Annotated in this window: 22 protein-coding genes; 5 read left to right on the top strand and 17 right to left on the bottom strand. The window is 31.7% G+C overall.

The window, feature by feature from the left end:
- Positions 1-51: 51 nt before the first annotated feature.
- From HLK68_RS03905 to HLK68_RS03920, 4 genes are all read right to left on the bottom strand, one after another.
- Positions 52-906, bottom strand: a complete 855-nt coding sequence (locus HLK68_RS03905) for a hypothetical protein (RefSeq protein ID WP_006783681.1) — start codon at positions 904-906, stop codon at positions 52-54.
- Between the two features lie 153 nt (positions 907-1,059).
- The gene (locus tag HLK68_RS03910; protein WP_009606882.1) at positions 1,060-1,917 is read right to left on the bottom strand and encodes a class I SAM-dependent methyltransferase; all 858 of its coding nucleotides are present in this window, start codon (positions 1,915-1,917) and stop codon (positions 1,060-1,062) included.
- A gap of 28 nt (positions 1,918-1,945) precedes the next feature.
- Positions 1,946-2,833: a class I SAM-dependent methyltransferase gene (locus HLK68_RS03915; RefSeq protein WP_132942736.1), complete on the bottom strand. Its 888-nt coding sequence runs from the start codon at positions 2,831-2,833 to the stop codon at positions 1,946-1,948.
- Between the two features lie 419 nt (positions 2,834-3,252).
- The gene (locus HLK68_RS03920; RefSeq protein ID WP_006783678.1) at positions 3,253-3,744 is read right to left on the bottom strand and encodes a lecithin retinol acyltransferase family protein; all 492 of its coding nucleotides are present in this window, start codon (positions 3,742-3,744) and stop codon (positions 3,253-3,255) included.
- A 146-nt stretch (positions 3,745-3,890) separates the two neighbouring features.
- Between HLK68_RS03920 and HLK68_RS03925 the strand changes: the two genes are divergently transcribed.
- Positions 3,891-4,181, top strand: coding sequence for a hypothetical protein (locus HLK68_RS03925; protein ID WP_006783677.1), 291 nt, complete (start codon positions 3,891-3,893; stop codon positions 4,179-4,181).
- A gap of 39 nt (positions 4,182-4,220) precedes the next feature.
- On the opposite strand, the gene HLK68_RS03930 is transcribed toward HLK68_RS03925, so the two are convergent.
- Entirely contained in the window at positions 4,221-5,003 is a 783-nt protein-coding gene (locus HLK68_RS03930; RefSeq protein WP_006783676.1) for a tyrosine-protein phosphatase, read from the bottom strand.
- Between the two features lie 171 nt (positions 5,004-5,174).
- Here HLK68_RS03930 and HLK68_RS03935 point away from each other — a divergent pair, with 171 nt between their 5' ends.
- Positions 5,175-5,426 (top strand): hypothetical protein, encoded by a 252-nt coding sequence (locus HLK68_RS03935; protein ID WP_009606879.1) that lies wholly within the window; start codon positions 5,175-5,177, stop codon positions 5,424-5,426.
- 120 nt (positions 5,427-5,546) lie between these two features.
- Entirely contained in the window at positions 5,547-6,050 is a 504-nt protein-coding gene (locus HLK68_RS03940) for a hypothetical protein (protein ID WP_006783674.1), read from the top strand.
- Between the two features lie 35 nt (positions 6,051-6,085).
- On the opposite strand, the gene HLK68_RS03945 is transcribed toward HLK68_RS03940, so the two are convergent.
- The 6 genes from HLK68_RS03945 to HLK68_RS03970 form a co-directional block, all read right to left on the bottom strand.
- On the bottom strand, positions 6,086-6,640 hold the full coding sequence (locus HLK68_RS03945; protein WP_006784897.1) for a class D sortase: 555 nt from the start codon (positions 6,638-6,640) through the stop codon (positions 6,086-6,088).
- Between the two features lie 58 nt (positions 6,641-6,698).
- Entirely contained in the window at positions 6,699-8,351 is a 1,653-nt protein-coding gene (locus tag HLK68_RS03950; RefSeq protein ID WP_006784896.1) for a hypothetical protein, read from the bottom strand.
- Between the two features lie 617 nt (positions 8,352-8,968).
- Positions 8,969-9,949 (bottom strand): siderophore ABC transporter substrate-binding protein, encoded by a 981-nt coding sequence (locus HLK68_RS03955; RefSeq protein ID WP_006784895.1) that lies wholly within the window; start codon positions 9,947-9,949, stop codon positions 8,969-8,971.
- 38 nt (positions 9,950-9,987) lie between these two features.
- Positions 9,988-10,743 (bottom strand): iron ABC transporter ATP-binding protein, encoded by a 756-nt coding sequence (locus tag HLK68_RS03960; protein WP_006784894.1) that lies wholly within the window; start codon positions 10,741-10,743, stop codon positions 9,988-9,990.
- On the bottom strand, positions 10,740-11,690 hold the full coding sequence (locus tag HLK68_RS03965) for an iron chelate uptake ABC transporter family permease subunit (RefSeq protein ID WP_006784893.1): 951 nt from the start codon (positions 11,688-11,690) through the stop codon (positions 10,740-10,742). The genes HLK68_RS03960 and HLK68_RS03965 overlap by 4 nt, the downstream gene beginning before the upstream one ends.
- Positions 11,677-12,639 (bottom strand): ABC transporter permease, encoded by a 963-nt coding sequence (locus tag HLK68_RS03970; protein ID WP_269146103.1) that lies wholly within the window; start codon positions 12,637-12,639, stop codon positions 11,677-11,679. The genes HLK68_RS03965 and HLK68_RS03970 overlap by 14 nt, the downstream gene beginning before the upstream one ends.
- A 216-nt stretch (positions 12,640-12,855) precedes the next feature.
- On the opposite strand from HLK68_RS03970, the gene HLK68_RS03975 reads away from it, so the two are divergent.
- Entirely contained in the window at positions 12,856-13,215 is a 360-nt protein-coding gene (locus HLK68_RS03975) for a helix-turn-helix domain-containing protein (RefSeq protein ID WP_006784891.1), read from the top strand.
- A gap of 33 nt (positions 13,216-13,248) precedes the next feature.
- On the opposite strand, the gene HLK68_RS03980 is transcribed toward HLK68_RS03975, so the two are convergent.
- On the bottom strand, positions 13,249-14,529 hold the full coding sequence (locus HLK68_RS03980; protein WP_006784890.1) for an alkaline phosphatase family protein: 1,281 nt from the start codon (positions 14,527-14,529) through the stop codon (positions 13,249-13,251).
- A gap of 164 nt (positions 14,530-14,693) precedes the next feature.
- Between HLK68_RS03980 and HLK68_RS03985 the strand changes: the two genes are divergently transcribed.
- Positions 14,694-14,879, top strand: a complete 186-nt coding sequence (locus HLK68_RS03985; RefSeq protein ID WP_006784889.1) for a hypothetical protein — start codon at positions 14,694-14,696, stop codon at positions 14,877-14,879.
- 43 nt (positions 14,880-14,922) lie between these two features.
- On the opposite strand, the gene HLK68_RS03990 is transcribed toward HLK68_RS03985, so the two are convergent.
- From HLK68_RS03990 to tilS, 5 genes are all read right to left on the bottom strand, one after another.
- Positions 14,923-15,222 carry a CAAX protease family protein gene (locus HLK68_RS03990; RefSeq protein ID WP_006784888.1) on the bottom strand — a complete coding sequence of 100 codons (300 nt, stop codon included), beginning with the start codon at positions 15,220-15,222 and terminating at the stop codon, positions 14,923-14,925.
- A gap of 17 nt (positions 15,223-15,239) precedes the next feature.
- Complete coding sequence (hslO, locus tag HLK68_RS03995; RefSeq protein WP_006784887.1) at positions 15,240-16,115, bottom strand: Hsp33 family molecular chaperone HslO; 876 nt, start codon at positions 16,113-16,115, stop codon at positions 15,240-15,242.
- Positions 16,116-16,302: 187 nt separating this feature from the next.
- Positions 16,303-18,336 (bottom strand): ATP-dependent zinc metalloprotease FtsH, encoded by a 2,034-nt coding sequence (gene ftsH / locus HLK68_RS04000; protein ID WP_006784886.1) that lies wholly within the window; start codon positions 18,334-18,336, stop codon positions 16,303-16,305.
- A 15-nt stretch (positions 18,337-18,351) separates the two neighbouring features.
- A complete protein-coding gene (gene hpt, locus HLK68_RS04005) occupies positions 18,352-18,900 on the bottom strand; it encodes a hypoxanthine phosphoribosyltransferase (protein ID WP_240060463.1) in 549 nt (182 codons plus the stop codon).
- Positions 18,884-20,263, bottom strand: a complete 1,380-nt coding sequence (gene tilS / locus HLK68_RS04010) for a tRNA lysidine(34) synthetase TilS (RefSeq protein ID WP_006784884.1) — start codon at positions 20,261-20,263, stop codon at positions 18,884-18,886. The genes hpt and tilS overlap by 17 nt, the downstream gene beginning before the upstream one ends.
- Between the last annotated feature and the right edge of the window lie 331 nt (positions 20,264-20,594).

Genomic DNA, 20,594 nt, shown 5'->3' on the forward strand with positions numbered 1-20,594 from the left:
GTTTTTACGTGCTTATTAAAATCTATTCAACTTTACTAATTAATATACTAATTAAAGTAACTCAGCCAAAGCACTAGCTTCTTCACTAGTCACATCGATGGCACTAATCATCTCGTAATATATTTTAACTTCTTCCATCTTCCCATCATTGACTGCTATATTCGCTAACTCATAATATTCATTCACTGTTTCTGCTATAATATTCTCTCTTAATTGTGATAGCTCCTCTACTTGTGCATCAGTAGTTGCATATTTGACAGCTTCTTCTAAACTATTTAAGAATAATGAATAAAATAATTTATGATTAAAATATGTTGATGCCTCTGTTTTCGCTCTATCTACATAATATTCAAATAGAACATTTTGATAATAATCGATTTTCTCTTGCGTTTCTTCAACGTTTACACCATATGATAATGCAAGTTCTAATTTCCCCATAATCATTAAGTATAAATGCTTATCATATAAATCATCAACTTCTTCGTAAATAGATTCTACTAACCTTTGAGCTACTACTTTTAATTCATCCTGCGCTTTTTCATATCGTTCTTCATCACTTGGAATAACATTTTGATAATAGTAATACGCACTATCATAGTTTTTATTTTGATTTGCTCTTTCACCTTTTAAGTAGTTAGATTTTGAAGTAATTAATTGCTTCACTTCATCGATATTCTCTTCAATTACTTTTTGTTTAACTGCCTGATAAGCTTTTTCATAACTTACTAGGGCTCCTTCTAAGTCATCATTTAAAAGTGAAACTTTAGCACTTTGAATATTTTTATACATTTCGATATAGCCCGGAGCTTCTTTTACAATAAAGAACATAAAAATAATTAGGAATAATCCGATTCCTAATCCAACTTTTTTTCGATTTGTAATAATCCAATTTTTGAAATTACTCATTCCTAATACCCCTAACCTGACTTAATAGTTACATAAAAAGTCATTTTAATACAATTTTAGACTCTTTTCCATGTAATATCCTATCAGATATCCTACTAAGGATAAAGCATTTTATCATTAATTTTCCAACAAATTAAAAAAGCTCCAAAATGTTTAATGACACTTTTGAGCTTTTTTATTACAAATCATAATTTTATGCCCTGGATTGAGATAAATCGGTCCATATTTTTCAAGATAACGAGTTAAAAACAAAGTAAACTCCGCTATACGATGTCTTTTTACAATCAAATCAATAAAATTTAAATTTTTAGCTGCAATTAATAAATTTATTAAAACATCTGCTTCATAAATTCCTGAATTATTATTATAATTTATGATTTCAATACTTTCAAATTTCTTTTCTAAAAATGACTCCACTTCATATCGTTCTAATCCAGTAGGATCCATTTGAATATCTAAACTTGAGTCAAACTGATACAATAACTGATTCATTATATTTGTAAGTTGATTATTATCAATAAAGAAATAACAAGTACCATTTGGTTCAACCACTCGACAACATTCTTCAATCATTATAAGTTGATCACTTAGACTACATTCCTCAAAATCAATACGAGAAATGACTTTATTAAAACTATTATCATCAAACTTTAAACGCTTATAATCAACTAACTCAACTGGATAATTAATATTTCTTGATTTTAGATTTTGCTGTGAAATCCGAACATTAACTAAAAGATTCTCCCCTAATGTAATAGGTGCATATGATTTTAACTTCTCCACATTTTGACACCATAGAACGCCAAAAGAACAACCTAAATCTAAAACAGTAGTGTCTACCTTTAAATTTAGATAATCAAAAAAGCTACGACTAATCCATCTTTGATGTTGTCCAGAATTAAAATACTTCATTTTTAACTTATAATATTGTTCATTCAATGGATGTAGATTAATGATAGAAGATTTATTATTAAATTTAAAATGAGATGTTACCCTACGTACTAACTCCACCCTATACTACCTCGATCTTATCTTAAATTTAGACAGCTAATTTTAAACTACATTTATTTTTACCTATGATGAGATTTACACGATGCTTAATTAAAATTCCACCATCTTCTTTTATTTTGTTCAATAAAAATGTTCTAAATTTTGATAATCCAGATTCGGAAATGATAAGTTTCAAACTATCAAATTCACGTTCTGATAATAAATATCCGATTAAGTCATCAACATTCGTTATCCACCAGTCAGATTTAAAATACTCGACTTTAACCTCTGAAAAAATCAGTTTAAAAAAATCATGTACTTTATCGACATTTACGATTTGAAATTGACTCCAATCTAAACCACTAGCTAATCGTGAATCATACTCTATTAATAGTTCATAAATAGAATCATAATATTCCGCTGAAAGATTGGAGAAATAAAGAACCCCATCGTCTTTTAGAACTCGTAATCCTTCAGATAAAAAACTCATCCTTACGTCTTCAGGTATCAAACTAAATGATGAATTACTAAATATAATATCAATTGAATGATTCGGTAAGTTTAACTTACTTTTCGTTGAAAGACTTACTTTAAGGTTCGATACAATATTTTTTATAGCTGTTTTAAAATGAATCATCCCACCAAAATACTGATCTAAAACATAAACGTTTTGAAATTTACTGAAAACCTCTTTATGCTTCATCAAAGCTAGACCACTAATATCAATAAACTCAATAGCATTTTTATTTTTATTAGGATTCACATTTTCATTTACCCACTGAAGATAATCCATTGATGAAGTTGCATATTTCTCCATCATATAAACTAAATCATATTTTCGACGATAACTGCAATTTTGAACATTAGAAGACTTTGTAAAAAAAGGTACCAACATTTTGTTCTTCATACTAAAATTAAATAGATTGTTCGCAATCACGAATTATTCCCCTCCTTAGTGACTTCGTTTACGATAAGTTATCCCCTTCTTATCAACAAAACCAAAAAATCTATGTGGATAAGAAACACATACCTTAAAATATGGTAATATCAATTATCATTAGCTATATTTCATCTTTATTATCTATTAATATCCACAAGACTGTGTATAAATCTATTCTAACATATTGTGGAAAAAAATAAATATCTTTGTTCCTGTTTTTTACATTTTTCTGATATTTCGATAAAATTCTCACTTTTTAAAAATAACATTTTAGAGTATTTTGTCTTTTTTTACACACTGTCGACACCTAATTGTCGAAAAATTATTTATCTTATCCCCTAATTTCAACTTTAAGCTGTTGATAATATCCACAATAAAAAAAGATAGTGGATTTTCCACTACCTATCACATTATAGTCACTCTATTTTTTTACCACTACGACACCAACGCACAAAATGTTCACAATTATTTGTAATCAAATTATATTTTTCTTCCCCTAATCGACTAACAGCCCTGACCATTACTTCTTCCCTTGAATAAGTTATTTTACTTTGAACAATAAAAATAGGCATCCCCTTTGCAAACTGTTCTAAAGTCACAATACAAATTCGATTAAAATCATAATGAATAACAAGTCCAAGACCAAGATAAAGTCCATGATGAGTATACGGCGTTGGTTTATATCGAGTGACGCATATATGATCAGCACAATCTAAATTATATTTAGAAGGAACATAGCGTTGATTAGCCCTTAAGTTAAAATCACTATCAATTTTATTCCCTATTGTTCGTCCTATCCGTTCTACCTGTTCGACTGCATCTACAATTTTATGATACTTAGGTGAACTCCCTTCAGTCTCTTTTTTAGAGTTTTTTCTGTTTTTTCTTCGTCTATCGTCAGTCTTCACGTTATCACCACCATTTACATCGTTACTATAGTGTATGAATAACTAAAATCACTTGTGACTTTTAAGAAAAACTATGAATATTGCAGATACTAATCGCATATATATTGATATAAATTATTTAAAAATATTAAAAAGGGGGGACCTTTGTGAAATTTCAACTTGTTGATCCTTCATACTGTGTCACAACTGATTTAACCTATCATAAACATGCGATTCGCGAAGGAATCCACGTCCTATATCCAAACGCAACAATTAATATCCACCGATATTATTTTGAAATTGAGGATGAATCGACTGAAATCATTAAAGACTTACCGTTAATTAATGAAGAAATTGCAGCAAGAGATCCTTATCTAAAATCCCTCTTCAAAGACTATCCAACGAAGCAGAACAATGAAATTACACTCTCATCTTTTCTATTTAAAGATGCCAACTAAATATAAAAAAAACGTAGATTTTTTCTACGTTTTTCTTTTCTATCTTTTAAATTTACTAAATAAACTCTTAAAAAATCCTGATTTTTGAACCTCAATAGGCATAACCACTTCAATTAACTCATTATTATAAACCTTTAACGGATTTTCAATGAATAACTCACGTGCTTTATCACCACTTAATCGGGTGATTTCATCTAATGCTTTTCTTACCTTAGGTGCACGGTTTCTTGGTGTATGAGCATCTGTTGCAACAAAATGAATCATATGATGTTCAATTAACGTGATCACAGTTTTTTGAACGCGTTCTCCAAAAAATCCCCGAATACTTCCGACATTTGCCTGACATAAAACACCTAAATTCAAAAACTTTAACAATATATTAGGATCCTCCATAATCATTGGATAACGTTCCGGATGCGCAAGAATCGGAGTCAACCCCATTAATCTTAATTCATAAAAAACATCCTCAGCATAAAGTGGGATATCATTCATCGGGAATTCAACTAAAATATACTGCCCATTATTAAGTGTACTAACCTCGCCAGATTCAACTAATTTCGGTAAATCCGGAGTTAAATAAATTTCCTGACCGACTGCAAGTGATAAAGCAATATTCTCTTTTTTTAAAACATTATTCACTTCGTCTACAAGCTGTTGAACCTGCTCCTTATTAGCATAATCACTATACTGGATATAGTGTGGTGTTGCAATAATATGATAAATCCCTTCACTTACCGCAATACGTGCCATTTCTAAAGTTTCATCCATAGATTTTGCACCATCATCAATTCCAGGTAAAATATGACAATGAATATCAATCATAAACTATCCCCCTAATAACCAAATTATTATATTATTTATTTTATCTCATCTATTTTGAACAAACAATTAATATTACCTTTAAAATCTTTCCCTTTATGTGACCTATATCACATTTTTATCTCACTATATCTGATATAATACTCTTAACTAGATATGAAAGGGATGAATGATATGAGTGAAATGATTTCAATGAAATGTGGTTGTGAATTTGAAAATGGTCAAGCCGTAGCAGATAAAGTGCGTATGAAAGGATTTGCTGATAAAGAAATGCCAACACCAGCAACTATTAACTGTTCTTGTGGAGAAACATACACTAAATTAAAATTAGTTGATCAGTGTCCAAACTGTAACATGACATATGCCGTTACACCATGTTCTGCTGATGATCATCAATATATCGTTCCAGCTGGATTAAACTATTAAGATCATTAAACCCCATCAATTATAAATTTATAATTGATGGGGTTATTTTTTATTTTCTTGAATAATTAGGAAGAACCGTTAAATACTATGAAAGAAATCGACATGAAAGGAAGATTCAGAATGAAACGTTTAATGGTTATGTTTATGATTGGGTTATGTTTAGTTGCTTGTTCAAACAATAAATCAACAACGACAACAACAGAGAACAATACAACTCAAAATACGCCAACAACAACTACTACAGAGGATAAACAAATTAAATATGTAAGTGACTTAGGATTTAAAAATGTTACTAATGTTAACGGAAGTAAGTACTACCAAACCTATACACTTGATGAAGCAACAGCTGCACAAGGCGATGTCTATAATCAATGGTTATATACATGGGTAGAACCAAGTGAATATGTTGGGAAAACAGTTGATGTTTATCAATATACAGGAACAAAAGATAACAAAGATTATGATATTTATTTACTAATGAGCGGAGACAAAGAAATCGGTGGTTACTACTATGAAAAAGGAAAAGATATGTCTTCTGCAACAATTTTAGATAATTCAGTAACTGCCCGTATCGCATCTGACTTCCAAGCAACATGGGATAAGTTATTTAATATTCAAAAATAAAATAAAAAAATCCTCAGATTAATCTGAGGATTTTTTTACTCTATTAAACTAGCTTTCACAACATATCTTTCAGGTGTTGGCCCCATATAAACAAACGGATAACAAGTCACTAATGTAATCATTGATCTATCTGATGACTCGTAAATCCAATCATCATCTGGATCAACAATCTGAATATCTTGTATCTCATAAGTCAAGGTATTATCTAATGTCTCAATTGTAATTAACTCTCCAACCTCAACATGTTTTAAATTCCAAAAAATTTCTTCTCGGTGGCCGTAAAGTACTGAATTACCCACATCACCAATCATAGATGTGTCGTCATCTATTCCTACCCCTTTTGTCAAAATCGCATCAGATGTTCCAACACGGATTGGCAATAACTTGTCAAATGAAGCAATCTGCATCATCCCAACAATACTTTGATCGACATTCTCATTCGATGTTTCTTCCTTAGGAGTATTTTTTAATTCCTCCCATTGTTCCACCGATTCTTTAACTCCTTTATTCATCTCAATTAATGGATAAATTCCTATACCTAAACAAACTACACCAATCAAAATCAATAAAATTGGTATTATCTTCTTCATCACTTCTACACCTCTAACGCAAAGGAGAAGCACGTTAGTAGCGCCTCTCCTTTTATGATTACTGAACGTAATTTAAATTATCAAATGAAACAATTGTTTTTGTCTGATTATTTGCGTCAATATACTCAATCTCAACTACGTCACCTTCGCGGGTAATAGCTAACTCCGGTGAGATAGTGCTTGCTCCCATCAATAATAAATTAGTTTGATCTTTTAAAATAATCGTATAATAAGTATTTCCATCACTTTGACTCATTCCAAAACGCTCAACAGTCCCCTTAATTGACTTACGTTCTCCTGATGCAAGATTTGAAAAATCACCTTTTCCAAACATCAACTTCGTATAATTAGCACGAGCCTCACTTAATGTTTCACCTGTACCAACCATCGAATAATCTTTTACATTAACAAATGCATATTGCTTAACTAAACCTTGGTTATCCTTTAACGTCATAAAATACGTTGGTTCATTTTCAATATTTAATAACAATGGGAAACTCGCAGAATATGACATTTGTTGAACTTTTCCTTCTGCTGAACGCATCGCTGCAATCTCAGTTGCACCTGCAATTTTATAGAACTTTGTTTCCTTCGTTCTCGTATTCGATAACATAAATCCAACCGTTGATTCATCAGAGCTAGCTGAAGTCATACCAGTATAGAAATACCACTCTCCATCGACATACATATAATTACTTCCCTGAGTTGCTTGAATAATCCCTTTTTTAGCAAATAATGTATTGAAGAATCCGTTTGTATACCACCCCCAGTCATTAATTTGATTAATCACAAATGATTGTGGTTGGATACGGTCAATCCATGTTGGTGCCTCTTCAGTTGAATATTTATGAGTCTCTCCAGTTTGCGCATCAACCACTACTACTCCAGTCGCATCAGATCCACCATTAATTCCGACTTTCTTAGTATAAGTTGTCACAACCCAATAAGGGCGTCCTGAATCATCTAATTCAAATGAGAAATCAGTCAATCCTTCAAACATATTTCCTTCAAAATATACCTTACGTTTAATATCATCATTAAAGAATGCCGAAGGTAAATACTTTAAGTGAATTGGGTTTCCTTCTGCATCTTCTTGAACTAAACGTACATCCTGAGCATCAGTCGCTGAAACCATTATATATCCAGGGGTCCCCTCATGATTAGCAAACCACTTAATAATATCAATATGTTCAAGAGGTGCTACCCAGAATAACTCGTCATTCATACTAATTAACGTATAATCCCCAACATAAACCTGAGACCCCAAACCAACATCTTCTCCAAGCTTTTTCTCACCTAAACGGCGAGCATAATCTTCATCAACTGTTGGAATCTTAGATAAATCAACTGATGGAATCTCTTCAACAAATTCTTTTGTCTCCACATTACCAATTAAATCGTGATATTGTTTGCTCCAAAAAATAGGTAATGATGATAACTGATATCCAAAATAAATGATAATCATCGTCAGTAAAACAAACTTAATTTTTGAACCTGGAAAACTAATGGGATGTCCTTTAGCTATATCTTGAAAAATATAACGTACATCTTCATAAAAATAAGCAATAATTGCAATAATTAATAACCCGTAGAATAATCCAAATCCTTCTTCAAATCTAATATTTAAAGGTACTAATAATACATAATCCGCAATTAAAAATAAAACAATCAACGGAATAATTGTAACTAAAATATTACGTAATCTTTTCACATTATTCACTCCATTATTTAATAAGACGTATAAAAATTATTAATGTAATTATATCAAATCATGATATTTATTACCACACTTTCCCCTTACTACTATCATTTAGAAAACGACACCCTTCATCGCTTAATCTAGTAAAACCACTAAAATTCTTCATCACACTCTATATTATTAAAAGACTTTGAATGGTAGTCTTCAAAATTCACGACAAATAAAAAATCCTCGAAGTTTACCTCGAGGAAGATAATCAGAAAACACTTGGTGGAGATAGTGATAGAATTTGAAGTCTTTTTAGAATCTACGCCGCAAATCATAGATTCCAAATTTAGTTTTATTTATATTTGAGGAGTACAAAACTAATCTATAGGGAATAAGTATTCTTAAAAAATACTTGAATGACTTCCAAATTTCTATAGGTGATAAATTCGATGAAAACTCATGACAATTTTCATCAAAACTGACACTATCCTGTCATTAAATGACCATGTTTCCTAACACGTATATTATACTATAATTTTACATATTTTTGTGAATTTTTTTAAAAAGTTTGTGATTTTTTTATTTTTGTAATTAAATTTAATAAAAAAATAAGGTGAAATACTCACCTTATTTGCAAATTATTATTTTAACGCAGCACTAATTTCATCAATCATCATATTTGTTGAAGTAAATCCACCACTCGCTGTATACCAAATCCCAGCATTTAAATAAACAATGTGATCATTTACACTTGCATTTGTTGCATGAATTAATTCATTATCTAATAAAGCCGCAGCCGTTGATTCTCCTCCAATCGCAGCCCCACGATCAACAACAAATAGATAATCTGGGTTAACTTCTAAAACATATTCAAATGAAACATTTTGTCCATGTGTTGATACTTCAATATTTTCATCAGCTGGAATAAATCCAAATGTATTGTGGATGATTCCAAAACGAGAAACTTGACCATAAGCACTTACAGAACCATCATTAACTAACGTAATTAAAGCATTAGCTCCTGTTGCCGTTACAGCTTCATTTAAAGTCGCAACTGATTCCTCAATTTTAGCTAATTCTTCTGTAACAAACTCTTCTTTTTCAAAGATTTGACCTAAAACTATCATATTTTCTTTGAATGATTCTAAATAATTCTCATTATCAATTCCCATGGAAATAGTTGGCGCAATTTTTGATAATTCTTCATAGTAATCAGATTGACGTCCAGAAATAATAATTAAATCTGGTTGCATTTCATAAACAGCTTCTAAATCTACTTCTTTTAAAGAACCTGCATTAGCATATTCAGAACCATCAAATTTTGATAAATGTTCTGGCATTGAACTTGATTGTGGAACTCCTGTAATTTCAACCCCCATGTAATCTAATGAATCTAAAATTCCGTAATCGAAAACAACAACATTTTCTGGGTTAATTTCAACTTCTGTTTTCCCTAAGTCATGTTCAATTATTAAAGTTGTTGCTACTTCTTTATTTTCAGTTGATTTTACTTCTTCAGATACAGCTGTATCTTCTGCCGGTGCTTCCATTGCAGGTGCCTGTGAGCATCCTACCATTCCCATTGCCAAAACGGCCATCATTACTAATAAATTTTTCTTCATTTTTCTTTTCCACCTTTTCTTATATATTTAATCCTAGCCTAGTAATACACACAGATTTTTTTGTTATTAATCTCTTTAACTTCAAAATCCATATCATATAACTCGCTTAATGTTGATGCCTGCATAATTTCATCTACTGTTCCGCAAACCGAAATTTCACCGTTTTGCAAAGCAATAATTTCATCTGAATAACATGATGCAAAATTAATATCATGAATCACAATAATAACTGTTTTACCAAGCTCATCTGTAATACGACGTAACATCTTCATAATTTGCACACTATGCTTCATATCAAGATTATTTAAAGGTTCATCAAGTAAAATATAGTCAGTATCTTGTGCCAACACCATTCCGATAAAAGCGCGTTGCCTTTGGCCCCCACTTAACTCCTCTAAAAACTTATCCTGAATATCCTCAAGTTGCATATAATGAAGCGCCTCGTCAATCTTAGCTTGATCGACTTCCGTTAAATTACCTTGACTGTGTGGGAAGCGACCGAACGCGACTAAATCTCGAATTGTAAGTCGGACGCTTAAATGATTACTTTGCTTAAGTATCGCCAGGACTTTAGCTAATTCATTTGTTTTCCACTGTGATAACTCTTTTCCATCAATAAAGACTTCACCAGAATCTCTTTTCAACAAACGACTCATCATTCCTAATACGGTACTTTTCCCAGCACCATTTGGTCCGATAAATGAGGTAATCTTTCCCCTCTTAATTTGAAAAGAGACATCATTTACGACAGCTTTTGAACCATATTTCTTTGAAATATTTTTCACCTCAATCATACGCGCTCCTCCTTTAACAGAACATAAATAAAGTAAATCCCACCGACAAAGTTAATAATAACCCCAATTGTTGTACTAAATTGGAACACTCTCTCAACTAAGAACTGACCTCCAATTAACGATACAATACTAATTAATATTGCACCTGGAATTAAAACACTATGACGATAATCTTTAAATAATTGATAAGAGAGATTGGTTACCAGTAATCCTAAAAACGTAATAGGTCCTACAAGTGCTGTTGAAACAGCAACTAAAATTGAAACAACAACCAATAATTTTCGAACAATCTTATCGTAATCAATACCTAAATTAATCGCATGTTCACGCCCTAAAGATAAAACATCTAATCGCTTCATATCTTTAAATGCCCATAAAAATGTAACAACTATTGTTAAAAATGAAATCATTAATAAAGATGATTTAACATTATTAAAACTTGCAAACATTTTATCTTGAACGATTAAAAATTCATTTGGATCCATCACCATTTGCATAAATGAAGATAAACTACTAAATAAGGTTCCAAAAATCATTCCGAGCATTAGTAAGAAGAATAAATTCTGATTTTCCTGCTTGAACATAATACGAAATAATACTAACGAAAACAGAACCATTAAAATTCCAGCTAAAATAAAGTTAACATTCGAACCAATTAAAGCAACATTTGCTGATCCAAAAATAAAGACAATGACAGTTTGTAACATTGTATATAAGGAATCCAACCCAAGAACACTGGGCGTTAAAATCCGATTATTAGTAACTGTTTGAAAGATAACTGAGGATACTGCAATTCCCCCACCTGTTAACATAATCGCAATTAACTTTGGAATTCGTCTTGACAAAGCATATTGATAAGAATTCGGATTTAATCCGTATGCTAAATATAATACGCTAAAGCCAATCGCTAAAATGAGTAGGATACTAAAAAACTTACGACGTTGCATTTGATTTCCTCCTCATAATTAAAAATAAGAAGATAATGCTTCCAATGACACCTACCGTTAATCCAATCGTAACTTCGTATGGATAAATAACTAATCTACCAATCAAATCACAGATTAGTAAGAACAATGCTCCTAAAATAGCAGTATGACCTAAACTATTTTTTAGATTATCGCCTAAGTATAATGACACAATGTTAGGAACAATGAGGCCGATAAATGGGATAGCTCCAATAGTAATGACGATAACTGATGTAATTAAAGCAACAATCGTTAATCCAATATTCACAATCCACTTATGATTAAGACCTAAATTTGTTGAAAAATCTTCTCCCATTCCTGCGATTGTAAATTTATTAGCATATAAAAATGCAACGATAATAAGTGGAATACTTAAATAAATAAGCTCGAAATTTCCTTTCATCACATTTGTAAAATTTCCTTGAGCCCAAGATGAAATATTTTGGACTAAATCAAACTGATAGGCAATAAACGTTGTAATGGAGTTAACAACATTCCCAAGCATCATCCCGATTAAAGGGATAAATAAACTATTTTGAAATTTAATTTGCTTTAATATTCCCATGAATAAGAATGTTCCTGCTAAAGAACAAATAAAAGAAAAAAACATTTTATGTAGCGGAGATGCTCCAGCAAAGAATAACATAGCGATAAGCATTCCTAATTTAGCAAAATCGATTGTGGCAGCAGTCGTTGGAGAAACAAATTTATTTCGTGTTAATTGCTGCATAATTAAACCACAAATACTCATTCCAACCCCCGCAACTAATATACTTAGCAATCTCGGAATACGACTCACAAATAAAATAAATAATTGATCAATGTCTCCATTGATAACTGAATCTAACGTAACATTACTTGCTCCAACAAATACTGAAACAATAGACAGTATTAACAATAGAATTAATAAATATCGCTTCTTCAAATTCATACCTCTTCCCCGTTGTCAACATATTTACTCTCAATAAATTCTATGTTATAATTAATCCAACTTAATTGATAATTATTATCATTTGTTTTTATTATAACAGTTAACCAAGTAACATTCTTAACTATGTTTAGATTTTTATAACTATATTTAGGTTTTAGCCTTTTTATTGATAATAATTATTATTATCTTTTTATTTTTTTATATGGAGGGAAAAAAATGAACGATACAAACAAAAATAAAGCTCCAAATTCCGGTCTTTATGGCCCACAAGTTTTAGCATATATCTCAAATAATTACGATCGAAACTTAGTTTTAGAAGACGTTGCTAGCTACTTTCATCTTAATAAATGCTATTTTTGTTCTGTTTTAAAAAAGGAATTGGGGAAAACTTTCTCACAAGTTGTTAATGAAATTAGAATTGAAAATAGTAAACCACTACTCGAGGAAGGAAGATTATCAACCCTTGAAGTTGCATTAACAGTTGGATTTAATAATCAAAACTATTTCAATATGACATTCAAAAAAATAACAGGGATGACACCCCTACAATATCGTCGAATTGCAAATCAAAAATAAAAAAGGTCAAAGCACAAGCTTTGACCTTTTTTATTAATCTACTAATAATTCACGAAGTACACGTCCATCTGCTTCAGGCATTTCAAATCCTAAAATAGCTGCACATGTTGGAGCAATATCCACAACTTTAGCAACTGAGATTTCTTTTCCTTCAAGTACCCCTGGACCACTTAAAATTAAACATGGTTGCTCCCCTTTACTTGGGATATGTCCATGTGTACCACGACTTACACGATAATCATCATTCATAATTGGATTTTGATAATCAGCTAATAGATTCCATCCAAATGCGGCTCCTTCTTTAGCTTCTAATACAAATGTAAACTCTCCATTTAAACGATACGTTTTATTAACTTCCTCACGCGTAAAAATATGCTCAATATGTAATAAATCACGATTTTCGTTTAATAACTGATAAACCTTTTGAACCATTTCTTCATCTTTAGGATTTTTTAAATAAACTTGAGCAGATACAGCACTAGATTGGATATAAGCTTCCCAATCTGTCATTTTTCCATTCTCATCTACTGTTAATAATCCATTTTCAATTAATAATTTATTCGCATTAATATTCATATCCACATCAACTTGTCCATGATCTGAACAGAAAACAAACGTTGTTTTTTCATATAAATCATTTGCTTTTAAAGCATTTACAACGATTGCTAACATATCATCTAAATATTTATACGCATCTACTAATTTTTCAGATAATACCCCGTGTGAATGACGATAATGATCTGGTAATGTCATATGCATTAACATTACATCTGGTTGATATTTATTAATAACATATTCTGTTGCTTTTGCAGAAAATTTATCTGTTGAATAATAATTTGGTAACGTCCATGCTTCCGCACAATAGTCCCACATTTCCTGTGTTAAAACATCATTTGAATTTTTACGAATTTCAGATTCTTGTTCTTCTTTAGGATAATGAATTCCAGCACGTTGAACAACATAATCAACATTTGCTCCTACTAATGTTGGCCAACTATTAATAAATGCTGAATAACCATTTTCTTGAGCTAGTTCAGGTAGAATTTGAGCTTTATTTTGTGAACGTAACTCATACCAAGGTGCATTATTAACTAATGGTGTAAATACCTCATTTGTGATAATTCCATGTTTATTAGGATAAGTTCCTGAAACAATCGATGCATGAGCTGTATAAGTCATTGATGGATATACTGTCTCAACTGATTTTACAATTGATGCTTTTTTTAAAATTGGTCCAAACGTTGGTAACTGTTTTAAAATTTCAATATCTTTACCAATCATCGCATCTAATGACATCAATAATAATTTCTTCATATCATCCACGCCCTTTCTTTGCTGTCCTCAGATATAAAATAACTTTATTAATATGATGACATAATTTTGTATAAATGTCCAATATTTCCGCTCACGCCTTCCTTAGTCCACACGTATAGTAATATTGAGCTCAATCTCGACAAAAGCGATAAGGAGTGACACTGATGAAAGTATTAAATACTATTCTTATCATTTGTGGTTTATTATTATTTTACATCGGACTTCAAGCAGATACCCAAGCTCCTTCAAACTCTTCTGATTTTTCAAGCCTAAGATATCAGCTTGAACAAGGTAATATTGATCTCCGCCCTAATATCATTAAAGTTATTGATGAATTCTATCCGATGTAATAAAAAAATCCATTATTTCAAAATGAAATAATGGATTTTAATTTTATCCAAAAATAATTTTATAAATAACGTAAAACCAACCAAGTAATCCATGAATAATCGCCCATAAAATAGAGTGATGTGCTGTGTAAGAGATAACAACTGCAAGCATCATTCCTAAATTATAGCTTTTTCCTAGAACCGACATCATTCCCTTTCTTAGTTCATGTCGATAATCGTTTCTTAATTCTTGGCGAAGCTCTTCTTTAAGTTCCTCACGCCAATAATCCTTTTGTGAAGATGTACTTCCATCACTAATAACTTCACCTTCAACTACTTCAATATTATCTTCATAGCGATTCATATTAATTCATCCTTTAATTACTTTACTCGTTCTTTTAAAGCTTCTAATTCTTCAGCAGTAAATTGATAACGTTCCATACAGAAATGACAAACTGCCTCCGCACCGTGATCTTCATCAATCATCGCTTGGATTTCATTTTCTCCTAAACTAATAATTCCATTTTCAAATTTATCTTTTGAACATTTACATTCAAAATGAACATCATGACGATCTAAAATACGAACATTTTCCGAACCAAAAATCGTTTCTAAAATTTGTTCAGGAGTAAGACCTCCATCAATCATTTGAGAAACAGGTTTAATATTAGATAAAGCAGTTTCTAACTTCACTAATGTTTCTTCTGTAGCTCCTGGCATTACTTGAATAATAAATCCTCCAGCTGCTTTAACTGAGTTATCTGGTTCAACTAAAACCCCTACGCCAACAGCAGATGGAACTTGTTCAGATACTGCAAAATAATACGTAAAGTCATCACCAATTTCACCTGATTGTAACGGAACTTGTCCTGTGAAATAATCTTTTAATCCTAAATCCTTTGTCACTGATAACTGCCCATCAGTTCCAACAGCCATCCCTACATTTAATTTTCCTGAATTATATTGGAAGTGTACTTCTGGATTCGTAACATATCCACGTACAATACCTTTTGAGTCTGCATCTACAATAATTGAACCGATTGGTCCATTTCCATTAATACGAATAGTAATTGTTTCTTCACCTTTTAACTGGCTTCCCATCATAGCAGCAACCGTTAAAGTTCTACCAAGAGCAGCCGAAGCAGTTGGCCAGCAACCGTGACGACGACGTCCTTCTTCAACTAAATTTGTTGAACTTACAGCAAATGCACGAATTTGATCATCAAATGCTAATGCTTTAACTAAATAATCTTTCATTTAATGTGCCTCCTTGTTGTCTCTTTTATTTCTTAGGAAATCATTTTTATGTTGTCTATGATAACAAAAATACACTTATTTTTCTACTCATTATTGTCAGTATTAATTTTATATTGAGCTAATAGGAAAAATTTATTTACATCATCTCATAAAAAAACCGTTTCTCTAATGAGAAACGATTTTTTTATTATAACTCTTCAATTGGAGGTAATTCATCCTTTGAATGAGTTAATGTTGATTTTAATTGATAATTATTATTTTCACGCACTAATTTGAAATTAGCTTGTTTTTTATCATCTTTATTAGAGCTACTAATTGTATAAGCTGTTGTTTCTAAGTGACCTTTTTCAACTAACTCATCAATTTGTTCTTTCGTTAATGTTTCATACTCTAACAATGTTTCAGCGATTAATTTTACTAAATCTTGATTTTGCTCAAGAACCTTGCGACAACGTTCATAACATTCACTAATAATCTCATGAATTGCCTCATCAATTTGACGTGCTAAATGATCAGAGAAGTTCTTATCTTTATTATAGTCACGTCCTAAGAATACATTTCCACTACGTTGTTCGTATTGGATAGGCCCTAATTTACTCATCCCGTATTCAGTAACCATCGCACGTGCAATAGCAGTTGCTTTTTGGAAGTCATTATGAGCTCCCGTTGTTACCTGGTGGAACGTTAACTCTTCTGAGACACGTCCAGCTAATAATCCAGTAATACGGTCTAATAAATCTTGTTTAGTTTGTAAATAAGTTTCCTCTTCAGGAAGCATTAAAGCATATCCTCCCGCTTCTCCACGAGGAATAATTGTAACTTTATGTACAATCTCTGCATTTTCAAGTTTTAATCCAACAACAGCATGTCCTGCTTCATGATAAGCAACAACACGTCGTTCTTTTGGTGAGAATACTTTTGATTTTTTAGCAGGTCCCATCATAACGCGATCCGTTGCTTCATCGACATCACGCATTTGAATTTCTTTACGATTTTCACGAGCTGCTAATAAAGCAGATTCATTTAATAAGTTTTCAAGATCCGCTCCACTAAATCCTGGTGTACGTCTTGCAATATCTTCTAAACGTACTTCAGGTGCTAAACGTTTATTACGTGCATGCACTTTTAAGATTGCTTCACGTCCTTTAACATCTGGACGACCAATTGTAATTTGACGGTCAAAACGTCCTGGTCGTAATAAAGCCGGATCTAAAACGTCTGGACGGTTAGTTGCAGCCATTACGATAATACCTGAATTTGGACCAAATCCGTCCATCTCAACAAGTAACTGATTTAATGTTTGTTCACGTTCATCGTGTCCTCCACCCATACCAGCTCCACGTTGACGCCCTACTGCATCAATCTCATCGATAAAGATAATACAAGGCGCTGTTTTCTTCGCAGTTTGGAACATATCGCGTACACGACTTGCCCCTACCCCTACGAACATTTCAACGAAATCAGAACCTGAAATTGAGTAGAAAGGTACTCCAGCTTCTCCTGCAACTGCACGAGCTAATAACGTTTTACCTGTACCTGGAGGCCCTACTAATAAAATACCTTTTGGAACACGTGCTCCCATTTCATTATACTTAGCTGGACTTTTTAAGAAATCGACAACCTCAACCAATTCTTCTTTCTCTTCATCATTTCCAGCAACATCTTCGAACGAGATTCCTTCTTGTTTAGATAATTTAGCACGGCTCTTACCAAAATCAAACGCCTTATTATTCCCTCGTTGTGCTGATTTAAACATAAACATGATGACACCTAGGAATAAAACAGTTATTAACGCGTAAGAAAGGAATGACCATATCTTACCTACACTTGAAGCTAATTTATTATTAATTTCAATGTTATTTGATAATGCTAAATCATAAATACGTGACAATTCCGAATTTGGAACATTTGCAGTATAGATAGTTTTCTTTCCATCTACCATCATTTCACCTTGAACAGACCACATATTTTGATTGTCTTCACCATCTACTGGTTGAACATATAATGAAACAATTTTTCCTGATTCTAAATCACTTAATAATTGTTCATAACGTGGCTCTTCAATTTTCTGTGTTTCCTGTGGAATAAATAAGAAACCATATAACCCTAAAACAATGATAAATAGAATAAAGTAGATTCCAATACTTTGTGGACCTTTTTTATTAAAACTACTTTTCTTTTTCATGCTTTTAATTTTATCTTTTGGATTAATTGGCGGCATCTTCGCACCTCTTTCTTAATTCATGTAGACTTCTTCTTTAAGAATTCCTACATATGGTAAATTTCTATAATACTCATCATAATCTAATCCATAACCAACAACAAAGGCTTTTGGAATTGTAAATCCAATGTATTTTGGTTCCATTACAACTACTCGACCTTCTGGTTTATCCAACATTGTTACTACTTCAACACTTGCAGCTCCGCGATGTTTTAAAAGTGCGATAACTTTATCTAAAGTAAATCCTGTATCTACAATGTCTTCAACAATAATGATATGACGTCCCTCTACTGAGATATCAATATCTTTTAAAATCTTAACTTGTCCAGTTGAAGCGGTTCCCCCATGATAACTAGAAACATCCATAAACTCAATTTGAACTGGAATATTCATGCACTTCATTAAATCTCCGATAAACGGAACAGATCCTTTTAATAACCCTAATAAAACCGGTTTTTTATCCGCATAGTCGATTTCTAATTGCTTCGCTAATTCTGCAGCTTTAGCTTCGATTTGTTCAGTTGTTAATAAAATTTCTTTAATATCGTTATGCATCTTCTTCATTCCCTCCGAGGTGACAATAATCAATTGTAATCGTTTTACCATTTAAATGTTGTTGACAATAAGATGATTTTTTTAAAAGTGGAATCCAGATAATTCGATCATTCGAATCTGTAATAATCGGCCATGTATCTCTTAAATGTTTGGGAACTCTACATTCAATCATAATTTCTTTAATTTTTTTCGTTCCATGTCCGTTCATTAGAGTGATACGATCACCTGGTTTGCGTGTTCTAACCTTTAAAGGTAATTCTATTTCATTATAACACAAATCAACTTTATTAATGCAAGATTTTTCCGTTTTTTCATCGACTTTGTTCTCCCTTATACACAAAGTAGAACCTTGAGGTAAGACAAGCGTAGAATCTACATCTAAAATCATCTCATATGGCTCTATTTCATCAAGCATTGTAGAGAATTGTACTATATCATAGGCTATAACACAACAAATTTGATTAGGTAACGTCACGCTCAAATTAGGTTTTGAACTCTGCATAACTGACAGTACTTCTTCAATATGTACAGTTTGAATATCCTTTATCATAAACTGCTGAAGAATTCGTTTAATCAATCGTCTTGATAAGCTTTTAGGAAGGCTATTTATAAAACTTCTTGAAACTTTAAATACTCCCTTAATTTCAGAAACTTCATTCATTAATTGATCAACCTGTAAATTAAAAAACGCTTCATCTTCACTTAACTGCTCACTAATGCTTCGAGAATGTTCATAAACAGAAAAAGTTTCTTCTGCTAAAGCTGGAATAATATATTTTCGAATTCGATTACGAGTATACACATCGCTTTGATTTGATTCATCCTCTCTGTACTCAATTCTAGACTCACTACAATACTTGTAAATATCATCTTTTGTTACCTCGATTAATGGTCTAATTATTTTCAATCCGCAATACTCCACTATCGGTTCTATTCCAATTAAACCACTAACTGTACTATGATATAAAAGTCTATAAATTTGTGTTTCTAAATGATCATCGGCATGATGCGCTGTCACAATACAATCTGCTTTATAATTAGCAGCAACTCTTTTAAAAAAGTTATATCTTTCTCTTCTCGCATATTCATGAAAATTTTCATTAGTTAAACACTTAGGTAAATAATAAACCTCATAATCTAATCCATTTTCTAATGCTATTTTGTTAACTAGAACCTCGTCTAAATCTGAGTTTTCACGCTTCTTGTGATTCACATGAGCTACAACTAAATGAAGGTTATACAGTTCTTTAATTTCGACTAGCAAATTTAGTAATGCCATTGAATCTGCCCCGCCTGAAACTGCGACAACAACTGATTTATTTTTCTCCAATAAATTGTATTTTTTTATCGTCCTTAATATAACCTTTTTCATTTAATTCTATTTCTCCTTGCCCTTTAAAAAACGCTTATTATCTATTATATCCATTTTGAGGTAAAAAAAAAGCATTCCCCTTACTTTCATACACTTTTTCTTAATATCCTCCAAACAACAAAAAATCAGATCCTAGATAGAATCTGATTTTTAAATTTATAATGAGCTCATTATTACAAATTAAACTTCAACAAATGACATGATTCGCGACTATCACATCATTCAAACCGGTCCCTTTACATATTCGGAACCTTCGAATACGCCCCTGTATCCGAAATAACGATTTACAAAATCGTGGATAATATTCAATTGTTTGTCCGAACACGTCCCT

The organism is Turicibacter sanguinis (assembly GCF_013046825.1).
Lineage (GTDB): Bacteria > Bacillota_I > Bacilli_A > MOL361 > Turicibacteraceae > Turicibacter > Turicibacter sanguinis.

Excerpts from the sequence above, each read along its gene's own strand:
- HLK68_RS03905 (WP_006783681.1), bottom strand. The coding sequence starts at position 906 with ATGAGTAATTTCAAAAATTGGATTATTACAAATCGAAAAAAAGTTGGA.
- HLK68_RS03930 (WP_006783676.1), bottom strand. The coding sequence starts at position 5,003 with ATGATTGATATTCATTGTCATATTTTACCTGGAATTGATGATGGTGCA.
- HLK68_RS03935 (WP_009606879.1), top strand. The coding sequence starts at position 5,175 with ATGAGTGAAATGATTTCAATGAAATGTGGTTGTGAATTTGAAAATGGT.
- HLK68_RS03940 (WP_006783674.1), top strand. The coding sequence starts at position 5,547 with ATGAAACGTTTAATGGTTATGTTTATGATTGGGTTATGTTTAGTTGCT.
- HLK68_RS03945 (WP_006784897.1), bottom strand. The coding sequence starts at position 6,640 with ATGAAGAAGATAATACCAATTTTATTGATTTTGATTGGTGTAGTTTGT.
- HLK68_RS03955 (WP_006784895.1), bottom strand. The coding sequence starts at position 9,949 with ATGAAGAAAAATTTATTAGTAATGATGGCCGTTTTGGCAATGGGAATG.
- HLK68_RS03960 (WP_006784894.1), bottom strand. The coding sequence starts at position 10,743 with ATGATTGAGGTGAAAAATATTTCAAAGAAATATGGTTCAAAAGCTGTC.
- HLK68_RS03965 (WP_006784893.1), bottom strand. The coding sequence starts at position 11,690 with ATGCAACGTCGTAAGTTTTTTAGTATCCTACTCATTTTAGCGATTGGC.
- HLK68_RS03970 (WP_269146103.1), bottom strand. The coding sequence starts at position 12,639 with ATGAATTTGAAGAAGCGATATTTATTAATTCTATTGTTAATACTGTCT.
- HLK68_RS03975 (WP_006784891.1), top strand. The coding sequence starts at position 12,856 with ATGAACGATACAAACAAAAATAAAGCTCCAAATTCCGGTCTTTATGGC.
- HLK68_RS03980 (WP_006784890.1), bottom strand. The coding sequence starts at position 14,529 with ATGAAGAAATTATTATTGATGTCATTAGATGCGATGATTGGTAAAGAT.
- HLK68_RS03985 (WP_006784889.1), top strand. The coding sequence starts at position 14,694 with ATGAAAGTATTAAATACTATTCTTATCATTTGTGGTTTATTATTATTT.
- HLK68_RS03990 (WP_006784888.1), bottom strand. The coding sequence starts at position 15,222 with ATGAATCGCTATGAAGATAATATTGAAGTAGTTGAAGGTGAAGTTATT.
- hslO (WP_006784887.1), bottom strand. The coding sequence starts at position 16,115 with ATGAAAGATTATTTAGTTAAAGCATTAGCATTTGATGATCAAATTCGT.
- ftsH (WP_006784886.1), bottom strand. The coding sequence starts at position 18,336 with ATGCCGCCAATTAATCCAAAAGATAAAATTAAAAGCATGAAAAAGAAA.
- hpt (WP_240060463.1), bottom strand. The coding sequence starts at position 18,900 with ATGAAGAAGATGCATAACGATATTAAAGAAATTTTATTAACAACTGAA.
- tilS (WP_006784884.1), bottom strand. The coding sequence starts at position 20,263 with ATGAAAAAGGTTATATTAAGGACGATAAAAAAATACAATTTATTGGAG.